The organism is Saccharospirillum sp. MSK14-1, from assembly GCF_003054965.1.
Classification (GTDB): Bacteria; Pseudomonadota; Gammaproteobacteria; order Pseudomonadales; family Natronospirillaceae; genus Saccharospirillum.
The window spans coordinates 1,118,443-1,134,581 of sequence record NZ_MIES01000033.1; the positions used below are offsets into that span (position 1 = coordinate 1,118,443).

Below are 16,139 nucleotides of genomic sequence, written 5' to 3' on the forward strand. Positions count from 1 at the left end.
CCCCCATCACCAACATAGAATTATCGCCCAAACCGAAACCGGCTTCAAAACCCAAGCGACCTTTGCATGCTTTTAAATCGTTATCTGTTTCCAACGGCACTGGCCAGCGTTCTGGTGAGTGGCTGTAGCACCTTGGGCGGGTCTTCCCTTTCCAGCATTCCTCAATCCTGGTTCGGCACCAGCACCCCGATTGAACAAACTGTCCGCACAGCGGGCATCGACTTGGATGCGGGTTATCCGGCGATCATGCCGCGCCCACCGCTGAATATGCCGTTTTCGGATCCGGTCTACGATCCGCTGGTTGCCAGCTTGCTCGCCACCGATGACATCTTTGCAAACCAGCCTGACATGAGCGCCGAAAACGCACGCGCACGGGCGGTTTATGATCCTTTCTCGCACTACCCCGACGATCTCTATCAAACACTGCGACGCGGATTCGAGTTCGATGTCACCCTCGACAACCCGCGTATCATGGCTCAACTGCGCTGGTACGCTCGGCACCAAAGTTACATCAACCGCGTCAGTGACCGTGCCGGTCGTTACCTCTATTTCATCGTCGAAGAGCTGCAGGCTCGAGACATGCCGCTCGACCTGGCGTTACTGCCCATTGTCGAAAGTGCTTTTGACCCGTTCGCCTATTCCCATGGCAGCGCTGCCGGTATGTGGCAATTCATCCCATCGACTGGCCGAATGTACGGCCTGAAGCAGGATTGGTGGTATGACGGTCGTCGCGACGTTGTTGATTCAACCCGCGCCGCTCTCGATTATCTGGATCGCTTGAACCAGATGTTCGATGGCGACTGGTTACTGGCACTGGCCGCGTACAACTCCGGCCCAGGGACGGTATTGCGTGCGGTGCGCCGTAACGAGGCTGCTGGCCGCCCGACCGATTTCTGGCACTTAAACCTGCCGCGCGAAACCGAAGCCTATGTGCCGAAGATGTTCGCACTGGCCAAGTTGATTCATGCACCGGAAACCTATGGCATCGAATTACCGCTGGTCAGCACACAACCGTATTTCGCGGTCGTGGAAGTCGGCGGACAAATCGATCTGGCGCAGGCCGCTCAACTGGCCGATATGGACCTAAGCGATCTTTATCTGCTGAACCCGGGTTACAACCAGTGGGCCACCAATCCGGATGGTCCACATCGCCTGCTGGTCTATGTCGACAAAGCGGAGGCGTTCCGTCAGAAATTGGCCGAGCTGCCACCGGAATCGCGCATGACCTGGCAGCGCTATACCATCAAACCGGGCGATTCACTGCTGACTATTGCTGGTCGTTTTAACGTGACGGTCGAAATGCTGCGCGATGCCAATGACCTCTCCGGCAGCCTGATCCGCGCGGGCGACGCCCTGATGATCCCCATCGCTTCAGCCCGCTCCAGCGACTATGCAATGAGCGCCAGCCAGCGCCTGGCACGCACTCAGAATGCACTGGCCGGCAGTAACCGTACCCGCGTGAACTATGTCGTGCGCGGTGGCGATACCTTCTGGGATATCTCCCGGGAATACGGTGTCAGTGTCGGTAACCTGGCGCGCTGGAACAACATGGCACCGCGCGACGTTTTACGTCCGGGGCAGACGCTCGCTATTTGGCTGGATTCGGATAACGCTCGCACCAACGTACCCACTAACCGGGAAGTCGTGCGCCGCGTCGGCTATGTCGTGCGCTCCGGTGATTCGCTGTCGCGTATTGCCAACAAATTTAATGTCCGTGTGAATGACATTGAACGCTGGAACAGCATCGATCAGCCCTATATCCAGCCAGGCCAACGCCTGACGCTCTACGTAGACGTCACGCGGATCAACTGATCCATCCACGATCCATAAAAAAGCCGGCATTTGCCGGCTTTTTTATGGTCTGCCTTAAGGCAGAATGCGTTGTGATAATCGGTTGATAAACCCATCGGTCGCCGCCGATGCCGCCGTCCGCACTTTCATATTTAAATGCCGCTGTGGCTTCCAGGTCACCCCAACCAACTCTTTGTCGTTGACCTGTTTTTGCAAATAATCATCACTGGTTCCGATTTCGTCGATCAACTGCAATTCCAGCGCATCTTCGGCCAACCAAAAATCGCCTTCGGTGACCTTATCCAGCTCCAGCTGTGGTCGGTAACGCCCCACCAGACCTTTGAAGCGACGATGAATGGCTTCCAGATCATCGACAAACTTCTGCCGGCCTGCTTCGGTCTTCTCACCCATCAGCGTCAGCGGTGCTTTGTGTTTACCCGCCGTTAACACCTCGACATCCACATCATGTTTTTTCAACAGGTTATGGACGTTAGGAACCTGAGCCAAAACGCCAATCGAACCCACTATGGCAAACGGCGCAGCCATAATACGATCGGCAATGCAGGCCATCATATAACCGCCACTGGCGGCCACTTTGTCAACGCAAACCGTTAATGTTAATCCCGCATCACGCAGACGCATCAGCTGCGAGGCGGCCAAACCATAACCGCTGACCGCACCACCCGGGCTTTCTAATACCAGCACCACCTCTTCACCCGCTTTCGCAACGGCCAGCAAGGCAGTAATTTCTTCACGCAAAGCGCTTACCTGAGACGCTTGAATATCGCCTTTAAACGTCAATACCCAGACACGATCCGACGTTTTATCTTTATCCGCTTTCTTGCGCGCTTTCTCTTCTTTTTGATGAGCCTTGAGCGCTTTTTTGTCGAACACCTGATGGCGAATCGCATCGGCCTGACGATGGAAGCGCTCGTTCAATTTACGCACCACTAAACGCCCTTTTTGGCCATCAGACTGGCCAGAACGCGCATTGCGGGCTATGGCACCAATAATAACAATGATGACCACCGTCACCGTCAGGGCTTTCAATAAGAACAACCAGTAATCACTCCACACTCTGTGGCTCCTTGCTGTATCGACCGTTTTTAGGCTTCAAACCTTCGTTTCAAACAGATGTTTGATTTCGTCATGGGCGACTTCTACAATGCCAACGTCCTCAAGCCCATGTACAGGAGATCTTAGATGGCTACGACGGCTGAACTCTTCAATACCATCCATTCACGGTTTAACGCAGACGCAGCGGGCGATATGGATGAAGTTTTCCAATTTGCCATCGAAGACGACGCAACCTACCACCTGATCGTCAAGAACGGCCAGTGCCAATTGGGTGAAGGTGAACACGATGACCCGAGCGTCACATTGTTGATGGATGCCGACACCCTCAACGAAATCGCCGAGGGCGAGCTGAATGGCATGCAAGCGTTTATGGCCGGCCGTCTGCGCACCGAAGGCGATATGATGCTGGCGACCCGGCTTTCAGACCTGTTTTCACTCTGAGCCCCAACTGCCAACCGCTGCCCGCGCCGGTCCATTAACCGGCCGGGCAATCAATCCCCGCGACGTCAGCGACACATCAAACACCCCGCCATCGACCATCGGCAAATAAGCGGCGCTGCCAAAGCGAGCATCAACCCAGGGCAAGAACGGCTCAAACTGACGCATGCTTAACCAGCCATCACTGTCCAATGCATGCACTCGACGCTCCGAACTGCGCTCCTGCGCCAGGTCTCGATAGCGACCGGACAGTCGCTCCAATCGAAAAACAGGCTCCATACCGAGCACCGTCAACGGTCCAGTCCATGTAAGGATGCGCGCATCGATCTGCCATTCATCACCCGTCAGTTCGAAACGTTGACTGCTGTCAGCATCGGCCGGAGTCAGTTCGACCTGATAGCGCTGATCGCCCAGTTGCTGAAACGACAGGCTGGCAATGGTTGTTTCTGCGCGAAGCGCCCGATAAGCCGCCAAATCGACAACCAGATAACCGAGCACAACAATCACCAGCAGACTGCCGATGCCGATCAGGCCGCGGAAAAATCCGCCAACCCAACCACCGCGAAACAACAAACGAACCGCCAGAAACAGCAATAAAATGCACACTGGCAGAAGAATTAAGAGTAACGGCCAATAGGTCATATGCTTCCCTCATTCACCTTTCAACAGCTTTCCACAGGTTCAGGTCGAACCGACAAACGCATGCTTTGAGATACACTCTAGTCGGTTTAGAGAGGCACAACTGCGCCTGAGATAACGCTGTTCAGTCTTCCACAGACCTGGAGACAAGAAAAGTGCGCCCCCTGGTGCCGTTAATGGCGACATAGATTCTCAGTTATTCCTGCCTATCGCTTGAAAAATCAGTAAAAACGAGTAGTTTAAGCGCCCATTTTTCGAGAGAACGACGTCCCAGCACGACGGGCTTTCAACCGCTTTCCCCTTTCCAATGAGCACACAATGAGTACCACCTACACTCAATCACTGATCTCCAACTTTTTGGGCAACAGTCCCACCTGGTATAAACAAACCATCCTCGGCTTTCTGATCATCAATCCCATTCTGCTGTGGGCACTCGGCGATGCGGGTCCGCATGTGGTGGGCTGGCTGTTGATCGGCGAGTTTATTTTTACGCTGGCAATGGCACTGAAATGCTACCCATTGCAACCCGGTGGCCTGCTGGCGCTGGAGTCGGTGATCATCGGCTTAACCAGTCCAGAAGTTGTCTATCACGAAGCCGCAACCAACTTCCCAGTGATTCTACTGTTGATGTTTATGGTCGCCGGCATCTATTTCATGAAAGATCTGCTGTTGTTCACCTTCACGAAATTGCTGCTGGGCATTCGTTCGAAGTCACTGCTGTCACTGATGTTCTGCTCGGCGGCCGCTTTCTTATCCGCTTTCCTGGATGCGCTCACCGTGACGGCTGTGTTAATCAGCGTCGCCGTCGGCTTCTACAGCGTTTATCACAAGGTTGCTTCCGGCAAACCGTTTCAGCATCACGAGCACAATCACAATGAAGACGATTCGGTTGAAGATCTGCACCGCCAGGATTTAAACGAATTCCGCGCCTTCCTGCGTTCACTGCTGATGCATGGCGCGGTCGGCACCGCTCTGGGTGGCGTGTGCACCTTGGTGGGCGAACCTCAAAACCTGCTGATTGCGCACATCGCTGGTTGGGATTTTGGTGAGTTCTTTATGCGCATGGCACCGGTGACCATGCCGGTTCTGGTTGCCGGGCTGATGACCTGCGTATTGCTCGAAAAGCTGCGCTGGTTTGGCTACGGTGCGCGACTGCCCGCTTCTGTCCGTACCATCCTGACCGACTATGAAACGCACCAGCAAAGCAAACGCACGCGTCGCGACGTTACCAAGCTGATCGTTCAGGCACTGGCCGCGATCTGGCTGATTGCCGGTCTGGCTTTGCACCTTGCGGAAGTCGGCTTGATTGGCCTGAGCGTCATCGTCATCCTGACTGCCATGAATGGCATCACTGACGAACACCAGCTGGGCAAAGCGTTCGAGGAAGCGTTGCCGTTTACCGCTCTGCTGGTCGTGTTCTTCACCATCGTGGGGGTGATTCACAGCCAACATCTGTTTACTCCGATCATCGCTCTGGTTCTGAGCCTGCCCGAGGCCATTCAGCCGGGTATGTTCTTCGTTGCTAACGGCCTGCTGTCGGCGATCAGCGACAACGTCTTTGTAGCGACGGTTTATATCAACGAAGTGAAATCCGCCCTAGAAAGCGGCGCGATTGACCAGGAGCACTTCAACCTGCTGACAGTCGCCATCAACACCGGCACCAACCTGCCGTCAGTGGCGACACCGAACGGCCAGGCGGCCTTCCTGTTCTTACTGACTTCGGCTATTGCGCCTTTGGTACGCCTGTCTTACGGACGCATGGTGATCATGGCACTGCCCTATACCATTGTGATGTCCATCCTGGGTTATCTGGCGGTGTCTTTTTGGTTATAATTCGGCACCCGAATTAAGAGGGACGTGAGTCCCTCCAATTCCAATTCGCGGAGACCGTTTTGGCCTACCCACATTCTTTCAGCGTCGCCCCAATGATGGACTGGACCACGTCCGAGTGCCGTCAGTTTCATCGCCTGCTGACTCACCGCGCCCTACTCTATACCGAAATGGTCACCACTGGCGCGCTGATTCACGGTAAAGCCGAACGCTTTCTACGCTTTGACTCCGCTGAACATCCGCTGGCTTTGCAGCTCGGGGGCAGTCAGCCAGCCGACTTAGCACAGTGTGCCAAGTTGGCTCAGGACTGGGGGTACGACGAGGTTAACCTCAATGCCGGCTGCCCTTCCGATCGAGTACAGAACGGCATGATTGGTGCGGTACTGATGGGACACGCTGAGTTGGTACGCGATGGCCTGGCCGCCATGCTGGATGCGGTGGATATTCCGATCACCCTAAAACACCGCATCGGCATCGACGACTTTGATGATTACGCCTTCCTCCGAGATTTTGTCGGCACCACGGCGGAATCCGGATGCGGTACTTTTGTTGTGCACGCCCGCAAAGCGATTCTGAGTGGACTCAGCCCCAAGGAAAACCGGGAAATCCCACCGCTGGATTACCATCGCGTTAAGCAACTGAAAGCCGATTTTCCGCAGCTGAATATCGTCATCAATGGTGGCATCAAAGACCATCAGACCGCGCAACAATTGATCGCCGACGGTCTCGATGGCGTCATGCTTGGCCGCGAAGCCTATCAGAACCCGTTGATACTCCAGGATGTCGACCCTATCTACTACTGCGAAGCAGCGCCCTGTCAGACTCAAGAAGACATCGCCGATCGTTATTTGGACTGGATTGAACGTCAATATGCGCAAGGCACGCCACTGAAGTATCTCGCTCGCCATACCCTAGGGTTGTTTCAGGGACAGATCGGCGCACGTCGTTTTCGGCGACAACTCAGTGAAGGTATGCACAAACCCGACGCCAGCCCGGAGCTGATCCGCCAAGCGCTGCACCAGGTGCAACTGGTGGATGCCCAGGCATTAAGTGCCTGAAAACGAACTCACCGTCAGCCCGGTTGATCTTGGACGGGGCGCACGCAACTTACACACCACAGGTAAAGCACAGAGAGTCGCTATGAACAAACTCGAACAACTCAAAGAGTTCACCGTCATCGTCGCTGATACCGGCGAGCTCGAATCGATCCGCAAGTTCAAGCCGCAAGATGCTACCACCAACCCTTCCCTGGTACTCAAAGCCATCCAGGGCGGCCATTACGACGATCTGATTGATCGCTGCATGGCCAAGGCCGATAACTTCGACGACGGCATCGACCGCATCCTGACTTCCATCGGTCAGGAGATTCTTAAAGAAGTACCTGGCTACGTTTCTACCGAAGTCGACGCCCGTCTGTCATTCGATACTGATGCCACCCTCGCCAAGGCCCGTCGACTGATCGAACTGTATGAAGCGGACGGTTGGAGTCGCGATCGCATTCTGATCAAGATCGCGTCGACCTGGGAAGGCATCCAGGCCGCTCGCGTCTTAGAGCAGGAAGGCATCAACTGCAACATGACGCTGCTGTTCGGCATGGAACAGGCTCAAGCCTGTGCCGATGCCAATGCCACCCTGATCTCGCCGTTCGTCGGCCGTATTCTCGACTGGTATAAAGCCTCCACCGGCGAAGACTACACCGCTGAAACAGACCCGGGCGTGGTCTCAGTGCGTGAAATCTACGAGCACTACAAAGCCAACGGTTACAAAACCATCGTGATGGGAGCCAGCTTCCGTAACACCGGCGAAATTGAGGCGCTGGCCGGTTGTGACCGCCTGACCATCAGCCCGGCCCTGCTGGAAGAACTGAGCCAGGACAACGGCGAGCTGAAACGCGCGCTGAACGCCGGTGGTGGTAGTGATGACCAAACGCCAGCCATCAGCGAACCGGACTTCCGTCTGGGCATGAACAACAATCCGATGGCCACTGAGAAACTGGCCGAAGGCATTCGCAAATTCATCGAAGACCAGGTCAAGATGGAAGAACTGATCCGTTCACGCGCTTCCTGATTTCCTGATCAACAGGGCGACGCACTGTGTCGCCCTGCTCATTTCGACCCTCCTGCCAATACGTCCCCGATACCACTGCAAGCACCTCGCAGCCATCAGTCCCGCCTTGGCGACTTCGACACAAACCGCTAAACTAGCGTAACGCCACAGGAGATAACGGTATAAATGGACAGCGAAACACGCCTCTTCGATCAATTCGAGCACATGCGCCGCGCCATTGCTGCCTTTGCCAAGTCGGTCAATCAATACGACAGTGCCCATTGGATAGCGCCCTGGGCTGGCTCAGTGCGCGCGCCGGACCTGGAAGACCTACTGCTGGATCTTTGGTATCAGGAAGAACAGGACGGTCGTGAAACGCGGATTTATCCGGGACTGATCGCGCTCAACCGCGAACAGATCACCTTGGCAGCGGAAGTAAATCTGGCTAAGGATCAATTCCGTAAAGTCGTACACGCGCTGAAAGAAGCCGACAACATCGCCTGGCGGGAAATTCAGGGGCGCTTGGCTCGGCGCTATCAAAGTTTGAACGATTCGCTCGGCCGTGAAGGGCTGGCTCGTCTGCATTTAAAACAGGTCTTCCGCCATCTGCCACTGGTGGTTAAACGGCCAGACCGGGTTGGTTTCAGTTGGTACAGCAGCGGTCGTTCCATCGCCCGCATCACCAAAGCCGAAGCCTGGGAGCGGCTGACCAAACTGAACACTGAAGCGGCTCACATTCGCATTCAGATGGAACGACTGGCCACCCTGCCCGATAACGAGCCATTGGCTCGAGTACAACGTCAGGCGCCGGTATTGCGGGCTAACTTGGTGTTTGCCGATGGCCGTCGAAAATCGATGAATGTCTCGCTGCCATTGTTATTTCCCAGCCAGGGCATCAACGAACTGCCGGATTTTTCCATTCCACCAGAGACACCACCGAACGAACGCCATCGCCTGGTGCGCAGCGATAACAAGTTGGAAGACGAGCCCTGGCTGCCGTCAATACGAGTGCATCGTTATCGACAACCCAAGCACCGAACCTATTAACGATCAACGGCGCACAAAAAAGCCGGCACAAAGCCGGCTTTTTTAATGACTGACGATCAGAAAATGCGATTCAAACCATTCAGTGCCGCCACCCGATAGGCTTCGGCCATGGTCGGGTAGTTGAAGGTGTGCTCAATAAAATAACGAATGGTATTGCCACCGTTCTTTTGCGCCATGATCGCCTGACCAATGTGCAGAATCTCAGCGGCCTGGTCACCGAAACAATGAATGCCCAAAAGCTCCAAAGTTTCACGATGAAACAACAGCTTTAATACACCCACGTCTTCGCCGGTAATTTGAGCCCGGGCGATGTCCTTGAAGTAAGCCTTGCCCACTTCGTAAGGCACCTTGGCGTCGGTCAGTTCACCCTCGGTCTGACCGACTGAGGAAATTTCCGGAATGGTGTAGATACCGGTCGGCACATCGTTGATATGTCGGTAAGTATTGTTCTGCACGATCACGCCGGAAGCACTGCGGCCTTGGTCATAAGCCGCACTGGCCAAGCTTGGCCAGCCAACCACATCGCCGGCAGCATAAATGTTCTCGACCGACGTCCGGTAATGCTCATCGACTTCCAACTGGCCACGACGGTTGGCTTCCAGACCGACGGCTTCCAGGTTCAGCGTATCGGTATTACCGCTGCGGCCGTTGGCCCACATAAAGGCATCGGCTTTGATCTTCTTACCCGATTCAAGCGCCAGAACAACATGATCGTCAAAGGCTTCAACCGATTGGAACGTCTCGTTGTGACGCACCAGCACGCCATGCCCACGCAGGTGATAACTCAGCGCATCGGAAATTTCATCGTCCATAAATGCCAGCAAGCGACCGCCAGGGTTGATCAGGTCAACCTTGCAACCCAGGCCGTTAAAGATGGACGCGTATTCACTGCCGATCACACCCGCACCGTAAATCACAATATGACGCGGCGTTTCGGTGGAATTTAAAATGGTGTCGCTGTCGAAGATACGCGGATGACTGAAATCCACCGCCGGTGGGCGCCAGGGACGTGAACCGGTGGCAATGATAAATTCCTTGGACGTCAGTACATCGGCTTGTTCATCGCCTTGATCCACCTGAATCGAATGGTTGTCGACAAAACTGGCGACACCGTAATACAGGTCAATGCCATTGCGACTGTAAAACCGTGCTCGCATAGCGACCTGTTTGTCGATCACGCGTTGAGCGGTTTCACGCACCTGACTGTACGACAGCCACTTCTGCTCCGAGATATGCCGGAACATGGGGTTGCGGTTGAACTGCATCACTTGATGCACTGCATGACGCAACGCCTTGGAAGGAATGGTGCCCTGGTGAGTACAGTTGCCACCCACGCGCTGGCGCATATCAATAACGGCCACTTTTCGGCCGGCTTTGGCGGCGTTCATCGCTGCGCCTTCACCCGAAGGACCACTGCCGATGATTACCAGATCATACTGCGTCTCGGTCAACTGCCATTACTCCCAGAATCAATTCAGCGGGTTGCATCCACGGCCAGATCGGCCGCTTTTTTCTTGGCACGACGCGTTAACGGGGTATCTGAATCGCAGCGACTTTTATCGCCACCGCACACATCGCACTCCGACTCCATACCGATGGCAGCCATGCCACCGCAGGACCCTTTGATCGGCTGACGGCCGAACATCACACCGACGGACATGGCCGCCACTACAATCAACATAAAGGCCAATACGGCCAGAAAGGTTGCCATGGTGCACCTCTCCTTCGCCCAGTGGGCGTTACTGTTTCAGTTATCAGGACACCGAACCATAGAGTTCGGCAAATCGATCTGACTGCCAGGATTGAAACCCGTCGCCAGACCGTTCAATCAGCATCACTGCCAGGCCTTGTTGCTGCGCTAATTGACGCGCCAGTGATGCGCCCTTGACCAACATGGCGGTCGCATAGGCGTCGCTCAAGGCGCAGTCATCGGCCAATACAGTAACGGAGACCAATGAATGACGTATGGGTCGGCCGTTACTCGGGTCCAGAGTGTGTGAATAGCGCACACCCGCTTCTTCATAATAGTTGCGATAGTCACCGCTGGTCGCCATCGCACCCTCGGTTACTTCAAGAATGCGATAGGCGCTGCGGGCGCCACTTTCGGGCGTTTCAATACCCACACGCCAGGGTTCACCACCCGGCTTGGTGCCAGCAAATCTTAATTCACCGCCCACTTCTACAAGGTAGGCTTCGATACCGGCTTGTGCCAGTGCATCAGCCACCTGATCAACCGCAAAGCCTTTGGCAATACCGGACAAGTCCAACTCACGCGGCGCTTGCTTACGCAATCGATTGCCCGTTTCGTCCAAGTCGATTGCAGACCAGCCAACCTGATCCAGCAATTGCTCAATCTGTGGCTGTGACGGCGCTTGATTCGGTCTCGGCTGCGGACCAAAGCCCCACAGGTCAACCAGTGGCGCGATGGTCGGATCGAACGCGCCATCGCTGGCTTCCGCGATCATCAGCGCCAGCGCGACCACCTCCGTGGTCAGGGGCGAGACGTCAACCCAGTCGCCCACTCCGGCGTCGTTAAAACGCGACACATCCGAACGTGGCAGATAGGTCGACATCGACTGATTCACGGCGTCCAGGCGCGAACGCACAGTGCCATCCAGACGCTCTGCTTCAGCAACGGTGGTCACCAGCTTAACGCTATAACTGGTACCCATGCTGTAGCCAGCCAAAGTGCGAACGGCGACCTCTCGGTCGCCGCAAGCAGCCAGCAGCGCGGTCGCAACAACCAGCGCCAGGCTGCATAACAGATGATAAAACCGCATCAACCGCCGAAGTCGTCCAGCATGATGTTTTCCGGTTCCACACCCAGGTCTTCAAGCATCTTGATGACCGACGCGTTCATCATCGGTGGCCCACACATGTAGTACTCGACGTCTTCCGGTGCTTCGTGATCCTTCAGATACTGCTCGTAAAGAACATTGTGGATGAAGCCGGTGTAACCGTCCCAGTTATCTTCGGGCAGCGGATCGGACAGCGCCAGATGCCATTCGAAGTTGTCGTTCTCTTTGGCCAGGTCATCGAAATCTTCAACATAGAAGGCTTCGCGCCAGCTGCGCGCGCCGTACCAGAAGCTGATCTTTCGATCGGAATGCAAACGCTTGAGCTGATCGAAAATGTGCGAACGCATCGGCGCCATGCCGGCACCACCACCGATAAAGACCATCTCAGCATCGGTGTCCTTGGCGAAGAATTCACCGAAGGGACCGAAAACCGAAATCTTGTCGCCCGGTTTCAGGCTGAATACATAAGACGACATCTGACCCGGCGGGTGATTGGTTCCCGGCGGCGGCGTGGCGATACGGATGTTGAACTTAACGATGCCCTTCTCGTCCGGATAGTTCGCCATGGAGTAAGCCCGGGTAACGGTTTCAGTTACCTTGGACGTGTACTGCCAGATGTTGAACTTATCCCAGTCGCCATGGAATTCCTGCTCGATATCGAAGTCTTTGTAGTGCACTTCATGTGGCGGAATTTCCAACTGAACATAACCACCGGCGCGGAAATCAACGTCTTCGCCTTCGGGCAGTTTCAGCGTCAGCTCCTTGATGAAGGTCGCCACGTTAGGGTTGGACTCGACCGTGCAATCCCAGCGCTTAACGCCGAAGAATTCCGGATCGACTTCAATCTTCATGTCCTGCTTCACAGCAACCTGGCACGACAGACGCCAGCCGTCGCGCAACTCACCCTTGGTGAAATGCGTCTCTTCGGTCGGCAGCGCAGCGCCACCACCATCGAGTACCTTACATTTACACTGAGCGCAGGTACCGCCTCCACCGCAGGCAGACGACAGGAAGATGCCCTGGTTGGCCAAGGTGCCGAGCAGCTTACTGCCAGCCTGAACGGTAATGGCCTTATCAGGGTCTTCGTTGATTTCAATAGAAACATCGCCGGTACTTACCAGCTTGGCACGGGCCGACAGAATGACGGCGACCAGTGCCAGAACGATCAGGGTGAAAAGAACAACACCCAAAATAATTTCTGTACTCATCGATTCAATCCTCAGCCTTTACAGAGAAACGCCGGAGAACGACATAAAGCCCAGAGACATCAAACCAACGGTAACGAAGGTGATGCCCAGACCGCGCAATCCAGCTGGAACGTCGCTGTATTTGAGTTTCTCGCGAATACCCGCCAGAGCAACGATCGCCAAGGCCCAACCGGCACCCGCACCAATACCGTAAACCACGGATTCGCTGAAGTTGTAGTCCCGCTCAACCATGAACAGCGAAGCACCCAGAATGGCACAGTTCACCGTGATCAATGGCAGGAACACACCCAAAGCGTTGTACAGCGCCGGGAAGTACTTATCGAGCACCATTTCCAGAATCTGGACAATGGCCGCGATCACACCGATGTAGCTTAGGTAACCCAGGAATTCCAGGTTAGCTTCCGGAAAACCGGCCCAGCCCAGCGCGCCTTCGGCGAGTACATAATTGAGGATGAGGTTATTGACCGGCACGGTGACGGTTTGCACCACGATCACCGCAATACCAAGACCGATCGCCGCCGAGACCTTCTTGGAAATCGCCAGGAAAGTACACATCCCGAGGAAGAAGGCCAATGCCATGTTTTCAACGAAAACGGCACGAATAAACAGACTCAACAAGGCTTCCATTTACACAGCCTCCTTCTTAACGTGCGCCTTCATGGTGAATTCGTTGTCTTCTACTTGAGAGCGGTCCCAAGTACGCAGAATCCAGATGAAAGCACCGATGATGAAAAAGGCACTGGGCGCCAGCAGCATCAGGCCGTTAGGAACGTACCAGCCACCCTGGTTGACGGTCTGCAGTACCTGAAAGCCAAACAGGCTGCCGGAACCAAAGAACTCACGCAGGAAACCCACGAACAGCAGCACTGCACTGTAACCCAGACCATTACCAATGCCATCGAGGAAACTCAGACCCGGCGGGTTTTGCATGGCATAGGCTTCGGCGCGACCCATCACAATACAGTTAGTGATGATCAGGCCAACGAAGACCGACAGCTGCTTGGAAATATCAAAAGCGTAAGCCTTCAGCACCTGGTCCACCACGATTACCAGCGAGGCAATAATCGTCATCTGCACGATGATACGAATACTGCCCGGGATCTGGTTACGGATCATGGAGATAAACAGGTTGGAGAATGCCGTTACCAGCGTCAGAGCGATACACATCACCACGGTCACTTTCAGACCGGTGGTCACCGCCAGCGCAGAACAGATGCCCAGAATCTGCAGGGCAATGGGGTTATCGGAGAAAATCGGTGTCACTAACACCTTACGTGCTTCAGACATGATCAAGCTTCTCCTGCTTTAAGATTGTTCAGGAAAGGTTTGAAGCCACGCTCACCCATCCAATACTGGATGAGGTTGGTCACACCGCGACTGGTCAGCGTTGCACCACTGAGTGCGTCGACGCGGTAAGTGGCGTCCATCTCATTGTTCGGGTTAATACCGCCCTTCTTCAGCTCCAGTTGGACGTTGCCGTCTTCACCGTAGACGAGCTTGCCCGGGAACTGAGCTTTCCAGCGCGGGTTATCAACTTCTCCCCCCAGACCCGGCGTTTCTTCCTGGTCATAGAAGCCAAAGCCAACCACAGTATTGAGGTCATCTTCCAAGGCGATAAAGCCCCACATGGTGGACCACAGACCGTAACCACGAACCGGCAATATCAGTGTCTGCATCTGGCCGTTTTCGCCGTTGACGATATACACCTCGGTATAACGCTCGCGACGTTTGAGACCGGCAATGTCTTCGCTGGCCGGAATGCTGCTGCTGATTTCCGGGTTATTAGGCGCTGAGCGAGGATCAAAGTCCTCGGTGTTGAACTCATCCGAGAAGGTGCCGCTTTGCAAATCAACCAGACGCGTTTCGATCTGCTCGAATTGCTGATCGACCGGCACACCCGCTTGAAACATATCGGCAATCTGCAGCACGTTGCGGCGCAAGTCCGCTTGCTGGTTTTGCTGTTGGATCGGACGCAACACAACCGCTGCCGTCGACACCACAATGGCGCACGCCAAGCAGACCAGCAGTGCTACTTTGATAACGTTTTGAATGGAGTCTTTATTACTGGCCACGAGCAAGCCTCCGTTTGATGTTGCGTTGCACCACAAAGTAATCGATGGTCGGTGCAAAGATGTTGGCAAAGATGATGGCCAACATGATGCCTTCTGGGAACGCGGGGTTAATGACTCGAATCATGACGGTCATGACACCAATCAAAATACCAAACCAAATTTTGCCGGTATTGGTCATCGATGCCGAAACCGGATCGGTTGCCATAAACATCATACCGAAGGCAAAACCACCGATAACCAGATGCCAATACCAAGGCAGAGCAAACATCGGGTTGGTCTCACTACCAACGAAGTTCAGCAGGGTCGACAACGCGATCATGCCGATCATCACACCGGCAACAATGCGCCAGCTGGCAATGCCCATCACCAACAAAACAGCACCGCCGATCAGGATCATCAGCGTAGAGACTTCGCCAATCGAACCTTGTTGAATACCCAGGAAAGCATTCATCCAGGTCAGGCCACCCAGCATGGAATCGACCAGGCCGTCGCTGAACGCAAAGCTCAGTGCGGTGGCACCGGAGAAACCATCAACGGCTGTCCAGATCGCATCACCGGACATGCTCGCCGGATACGCAAAGTAAAGGAAGGCACGGCCGGTGAGCGCCGGGTTGAGGAAGTTTTTGCCGGTTCCACCGAACACTTCCTTACCGATGACCACACCAAAACTGATACCCAGAGCTACGGCCCACAGCGGCAGATCCGGCGGGCAGATCAGCGCGAACAGAATGGACGTAACGAAGAAACCTTCGTTAATTTCGTGGCCACGCACCATGGCGAACAACACTTCCCAGAAACCACCGACCGCAAAAGCAACGGCGTAAATCGGCAGGAAGTAGGCAGCGCCATAGACCATATTGTCCCAGACACTGGCCGGATCGTGCCCCGCTAACAGGCTGATCAGCGCTTCGTGCCAGTTGTCGCTTGGCGACAGGCCACCCGCGATGGCGGTATTAGCCTGGAAACCCAGGTTCCACATACCCCAGAACATCGCTGGGAAAACGCACACCCAAACGGTAATCATGATGCGCTTGAGGTCCATGCCATCACGCACGTGCGCCGTGGTACGGGTCACGCTGTTAGGCATGTAGAGAATGGTATCGACCGCCTCATAGAGGGCGTACCACTTTTCGTACTTGCCGCCTTTTTCGAAATAAGGCGCCATCTTGTCGAGAGTATTACGCAAACCCATG

At 54.9% G+C, this 16,139-nt stretch carries 16 protein-coding genes; 6 read left to right on the forward strand and 10 right to left on the reverse strand.

Translation table 11 applies throughout. The features are described from left to right. The first annotated feature begins 66 nt into the window (after positions 1 to 66). Complete coding sequence (locus BGP77_RS14205) at positions 67 to 1,812, forward strand: LysM peptidoglycan-binding domain-containing protein (RefSeq protein WP_108165369.1); 1,746 nt, start codon at positions 67 to 69, stop codon at positions 1,810 to 1,812. Between the two features lie 54 nt (positions 1,813 to 1,866). On the opposite strand, the gene sohB is transcribed toward BGP77_RS14205, so the two are convergent. Continuing rightward, positions 1,867 to 2,868, reverse strand: a complete 1,002-nt coding sequence (gene sohB, locus BGP77_RS14210; protein ID WP_108165370.1) for a protease SohB — start codon at positions 2,866 to 2,868, stop codon at positions 1,867 to 1,869. A 126-nt stretch (positions 2,869 to 2,994) separates the two neighbouring features. Here sohB and BGP77_RS14215 point away from each other — a divergent pair, with 126 nt between their 5' ends. Beyond that, positions 2,995 to 3,309: an SCP2 sterol-binding domain-containing protein gene (locus BGP77_RS14215; protein ID WP_108165371.1), complete on the forward strand. Its 315-nt coding sequence runs from the start codon at positions 2,995 to 2,997 to the stop codon at positions 3,307 to 3,309. Here the strand turns inward: BGP77_RS14215 and BGP77_RS14220 are convergent. Next, positions 3,301 to 3,948, reverse strand: coding sequence for a hypothetical protein (locus BGP77_RS14220; protein WP_108165372.1), 648 nt, complete (start codon positions 3,946 to 3,948; stop codon positions 3,301 to 3,303). The two genes, BGP77_RS14215 and BGP77_RS14220, sit on opposite strands and share 9 nt — an antisense overlap. A gap of 315 nt (positions 3,949 to 4,263) precedes the next feature. Here BGP77_RS14220 and nhaB point away from each other — a divergent pair, with 315 nt between their 5' ends. The 4 genes from nhaB to BGP77_RS14240 all read left to right on the forward strand — a co-directional run bounded on the left by nhaB (position 4,264) and on the right by BGP77_RS14240 (position 8,868). Next, positions 4,264 to 5,778: a sodium/proton antiporter NhaB gene (gene nhaB / locus BGP77_RS14225; protein ID WP_108165373.1), complete on the forward strand. Its 1,515-nt coding sequence runs from the start codon at positions 4,264 to 4,266 to the stop codon at positions 5,776 to 5,778. A 59-nt stretch (positions 5,779 to 5,837) separates the two neighbouring features. Next, the gene (gene dusA, locus BGP77_RS14230) at positions 5,838 to 6,833 is read left to right on the forward strand and encodes a tRNA dihydrouridine(20/20a) synthase DusA (protein ID WP_255414361.1); all 996 of its coding nucleotides are present in this window, start codon (positions 5,838 to 5,840) and stop codon (positions 6,831 to 6,833) included. A gap of 82 nt (positions 6,834 to 6,915) precedes the next feature. Then, positions 6,916 to 7,842 (forward strand): transaldolase, encoded by a 927-nt coding sequence (gene tal, locus BGP77_RS14235; RefSeq protein WP_108165375.1) that lies wholly within the window; start codon positions 6,916 to 6,918, stop codon positions 7,840 to 7,842. Positions 7,843 to 8,007: 165 nt separating this feature from the next. Then, positions 8,008 to 8,868: a DNA replication terminus site-binding protein gene (locus BGP77_RS14240; RefSeq protein WP_108165376.1), complete on the forward strand. Its 861-nt coding sequence runs from the start codon at positions 8,008 to 8,010 to the stop codon at positions 8,866 to 8,868. Between the two features lie 56 nt (positions 8,869 to 8,924). Here the strand turns inward: BGP77_RS14240 and sthA are convergent, their stop codons facing one another. Genes sthA through BGP77_RS14280 form a run of 8 tightly spaced genes read right to left on the reverse strand, consistent with a single transcriptional unit; the run spans position 8,925 to position 16,138 of the window. Beyond that, positions 8,925 to 10,319, reverse strand: a complete 1,395-nt coding sequence (sthA, locus tag BGP77_RS14245; RefSeq protein WP_108165377.1) for a Si-specific NAD(P)(+) transhydrogenase — start codon at positions 10,317 to 10,319, stop codon at positions 8,925 to 8,927. A gap of 23 nt (positions 10,320 to 10,342) precedes the next feature. Next, complete coding sequence (gene nqrM, locus BGP77_RS14250; RefSeq protein ID WP_108165378.1) at positions 10,343 to 10,579, reverse strand: (Na+)-NQR maturation NqrM; 237 nt, start codon at positions 10,577 to 10,579, stop codon at positions 10,343 to 10,345. Between the two features lie 43 nt (positions 10,580 to 10,622). After that, a complete protein-coding gene (locus tag BGP77_RS14255) occupies positions 10,623 to 11,648 on the reverse strand; it encodes an FAD:protein FMN transferase (protein WP_108165379.1) in 1,026 nt (341 codons plus the stop codon). After that, the gene (nqrF, locus tag BGP77_RS14260; RefSeq protein ID WP_108165380.1) at positions 11,648 to 12,874 is read right to left on the reverse strand and encodes an NADH:ubiquinone reductase (Na(+)-transporting) subunit F; all 1,227 of its coding nucleotides are present in this window, start codon (positions 12,872 to 12,874) and stop codon (positions 11,648 to 11,650) included. The genes BGP77_RS14255 and nqrF overlap by 1 nt, the downstream gene beginning before the upstream one ends. Positions 12,875 to 12,892: 18 nt before the next feature. Then, complete coding sequence (gene nqrE / locus BGP77_RS14265; protein WP_108165381.1) at positions 12,893 to 13,501, reverse strand: NADH:ubiquinone reductase (Na(+)-transporting) subunit E; 609 nt, start codon at positions 13,499 to 13,501, stop codon at positions 12,893 to 12,895. Continuing rightward, the gene (locus BGP77_RS14270; RefSeq protein WP_199224282.1) at positions 13,502 to 14,161 is read right to left on the reverse strand and encodes an NADH:ubiquinone reductase (Na(+)-transporting) subunit D; all 660 of its coding nucleotides are present in this window, start codon (positions 14,159 to 14,161) and stop codon (positions 13,502 to 13,504) included. A gap of 2 nt (positions 14,162 to 14,163) precedes the next feature. Further along, the gene (locus BGP77_RS14275) at positions 14,164 to 14,946 is read right to left on the reverse strand and encodes a Na(+)-translocating NADH-quinone reductase subunit C (protein WP_108165383.1); all 783 of its coding nucleotides are present in this window, start codon (positions 14,944 to 14,946) and stop codon (positions 14,164 to 14,166) included. Then, the gene (locus BGP77_RS14280) at positions 14,936 to 16,138 is read right to left on the reverse strand and encodes an NADH:ubiquinone reductase (Na(+)-transporting) subunit B (protein ID WP_108165384.1); all 1,203 of its coding nucleotides are present in this window, start codon (positions 16,136 to 16,138) and stop codon (positions 14,936 to 14,938) included. The genes BGP77_RS14275 and BGP77_RS14280 overlap by 11 nt, the downstream gene beginning before the upstream one ends. Between the last annotated feature and the right edge of the window lies 1 nt (position 16,139).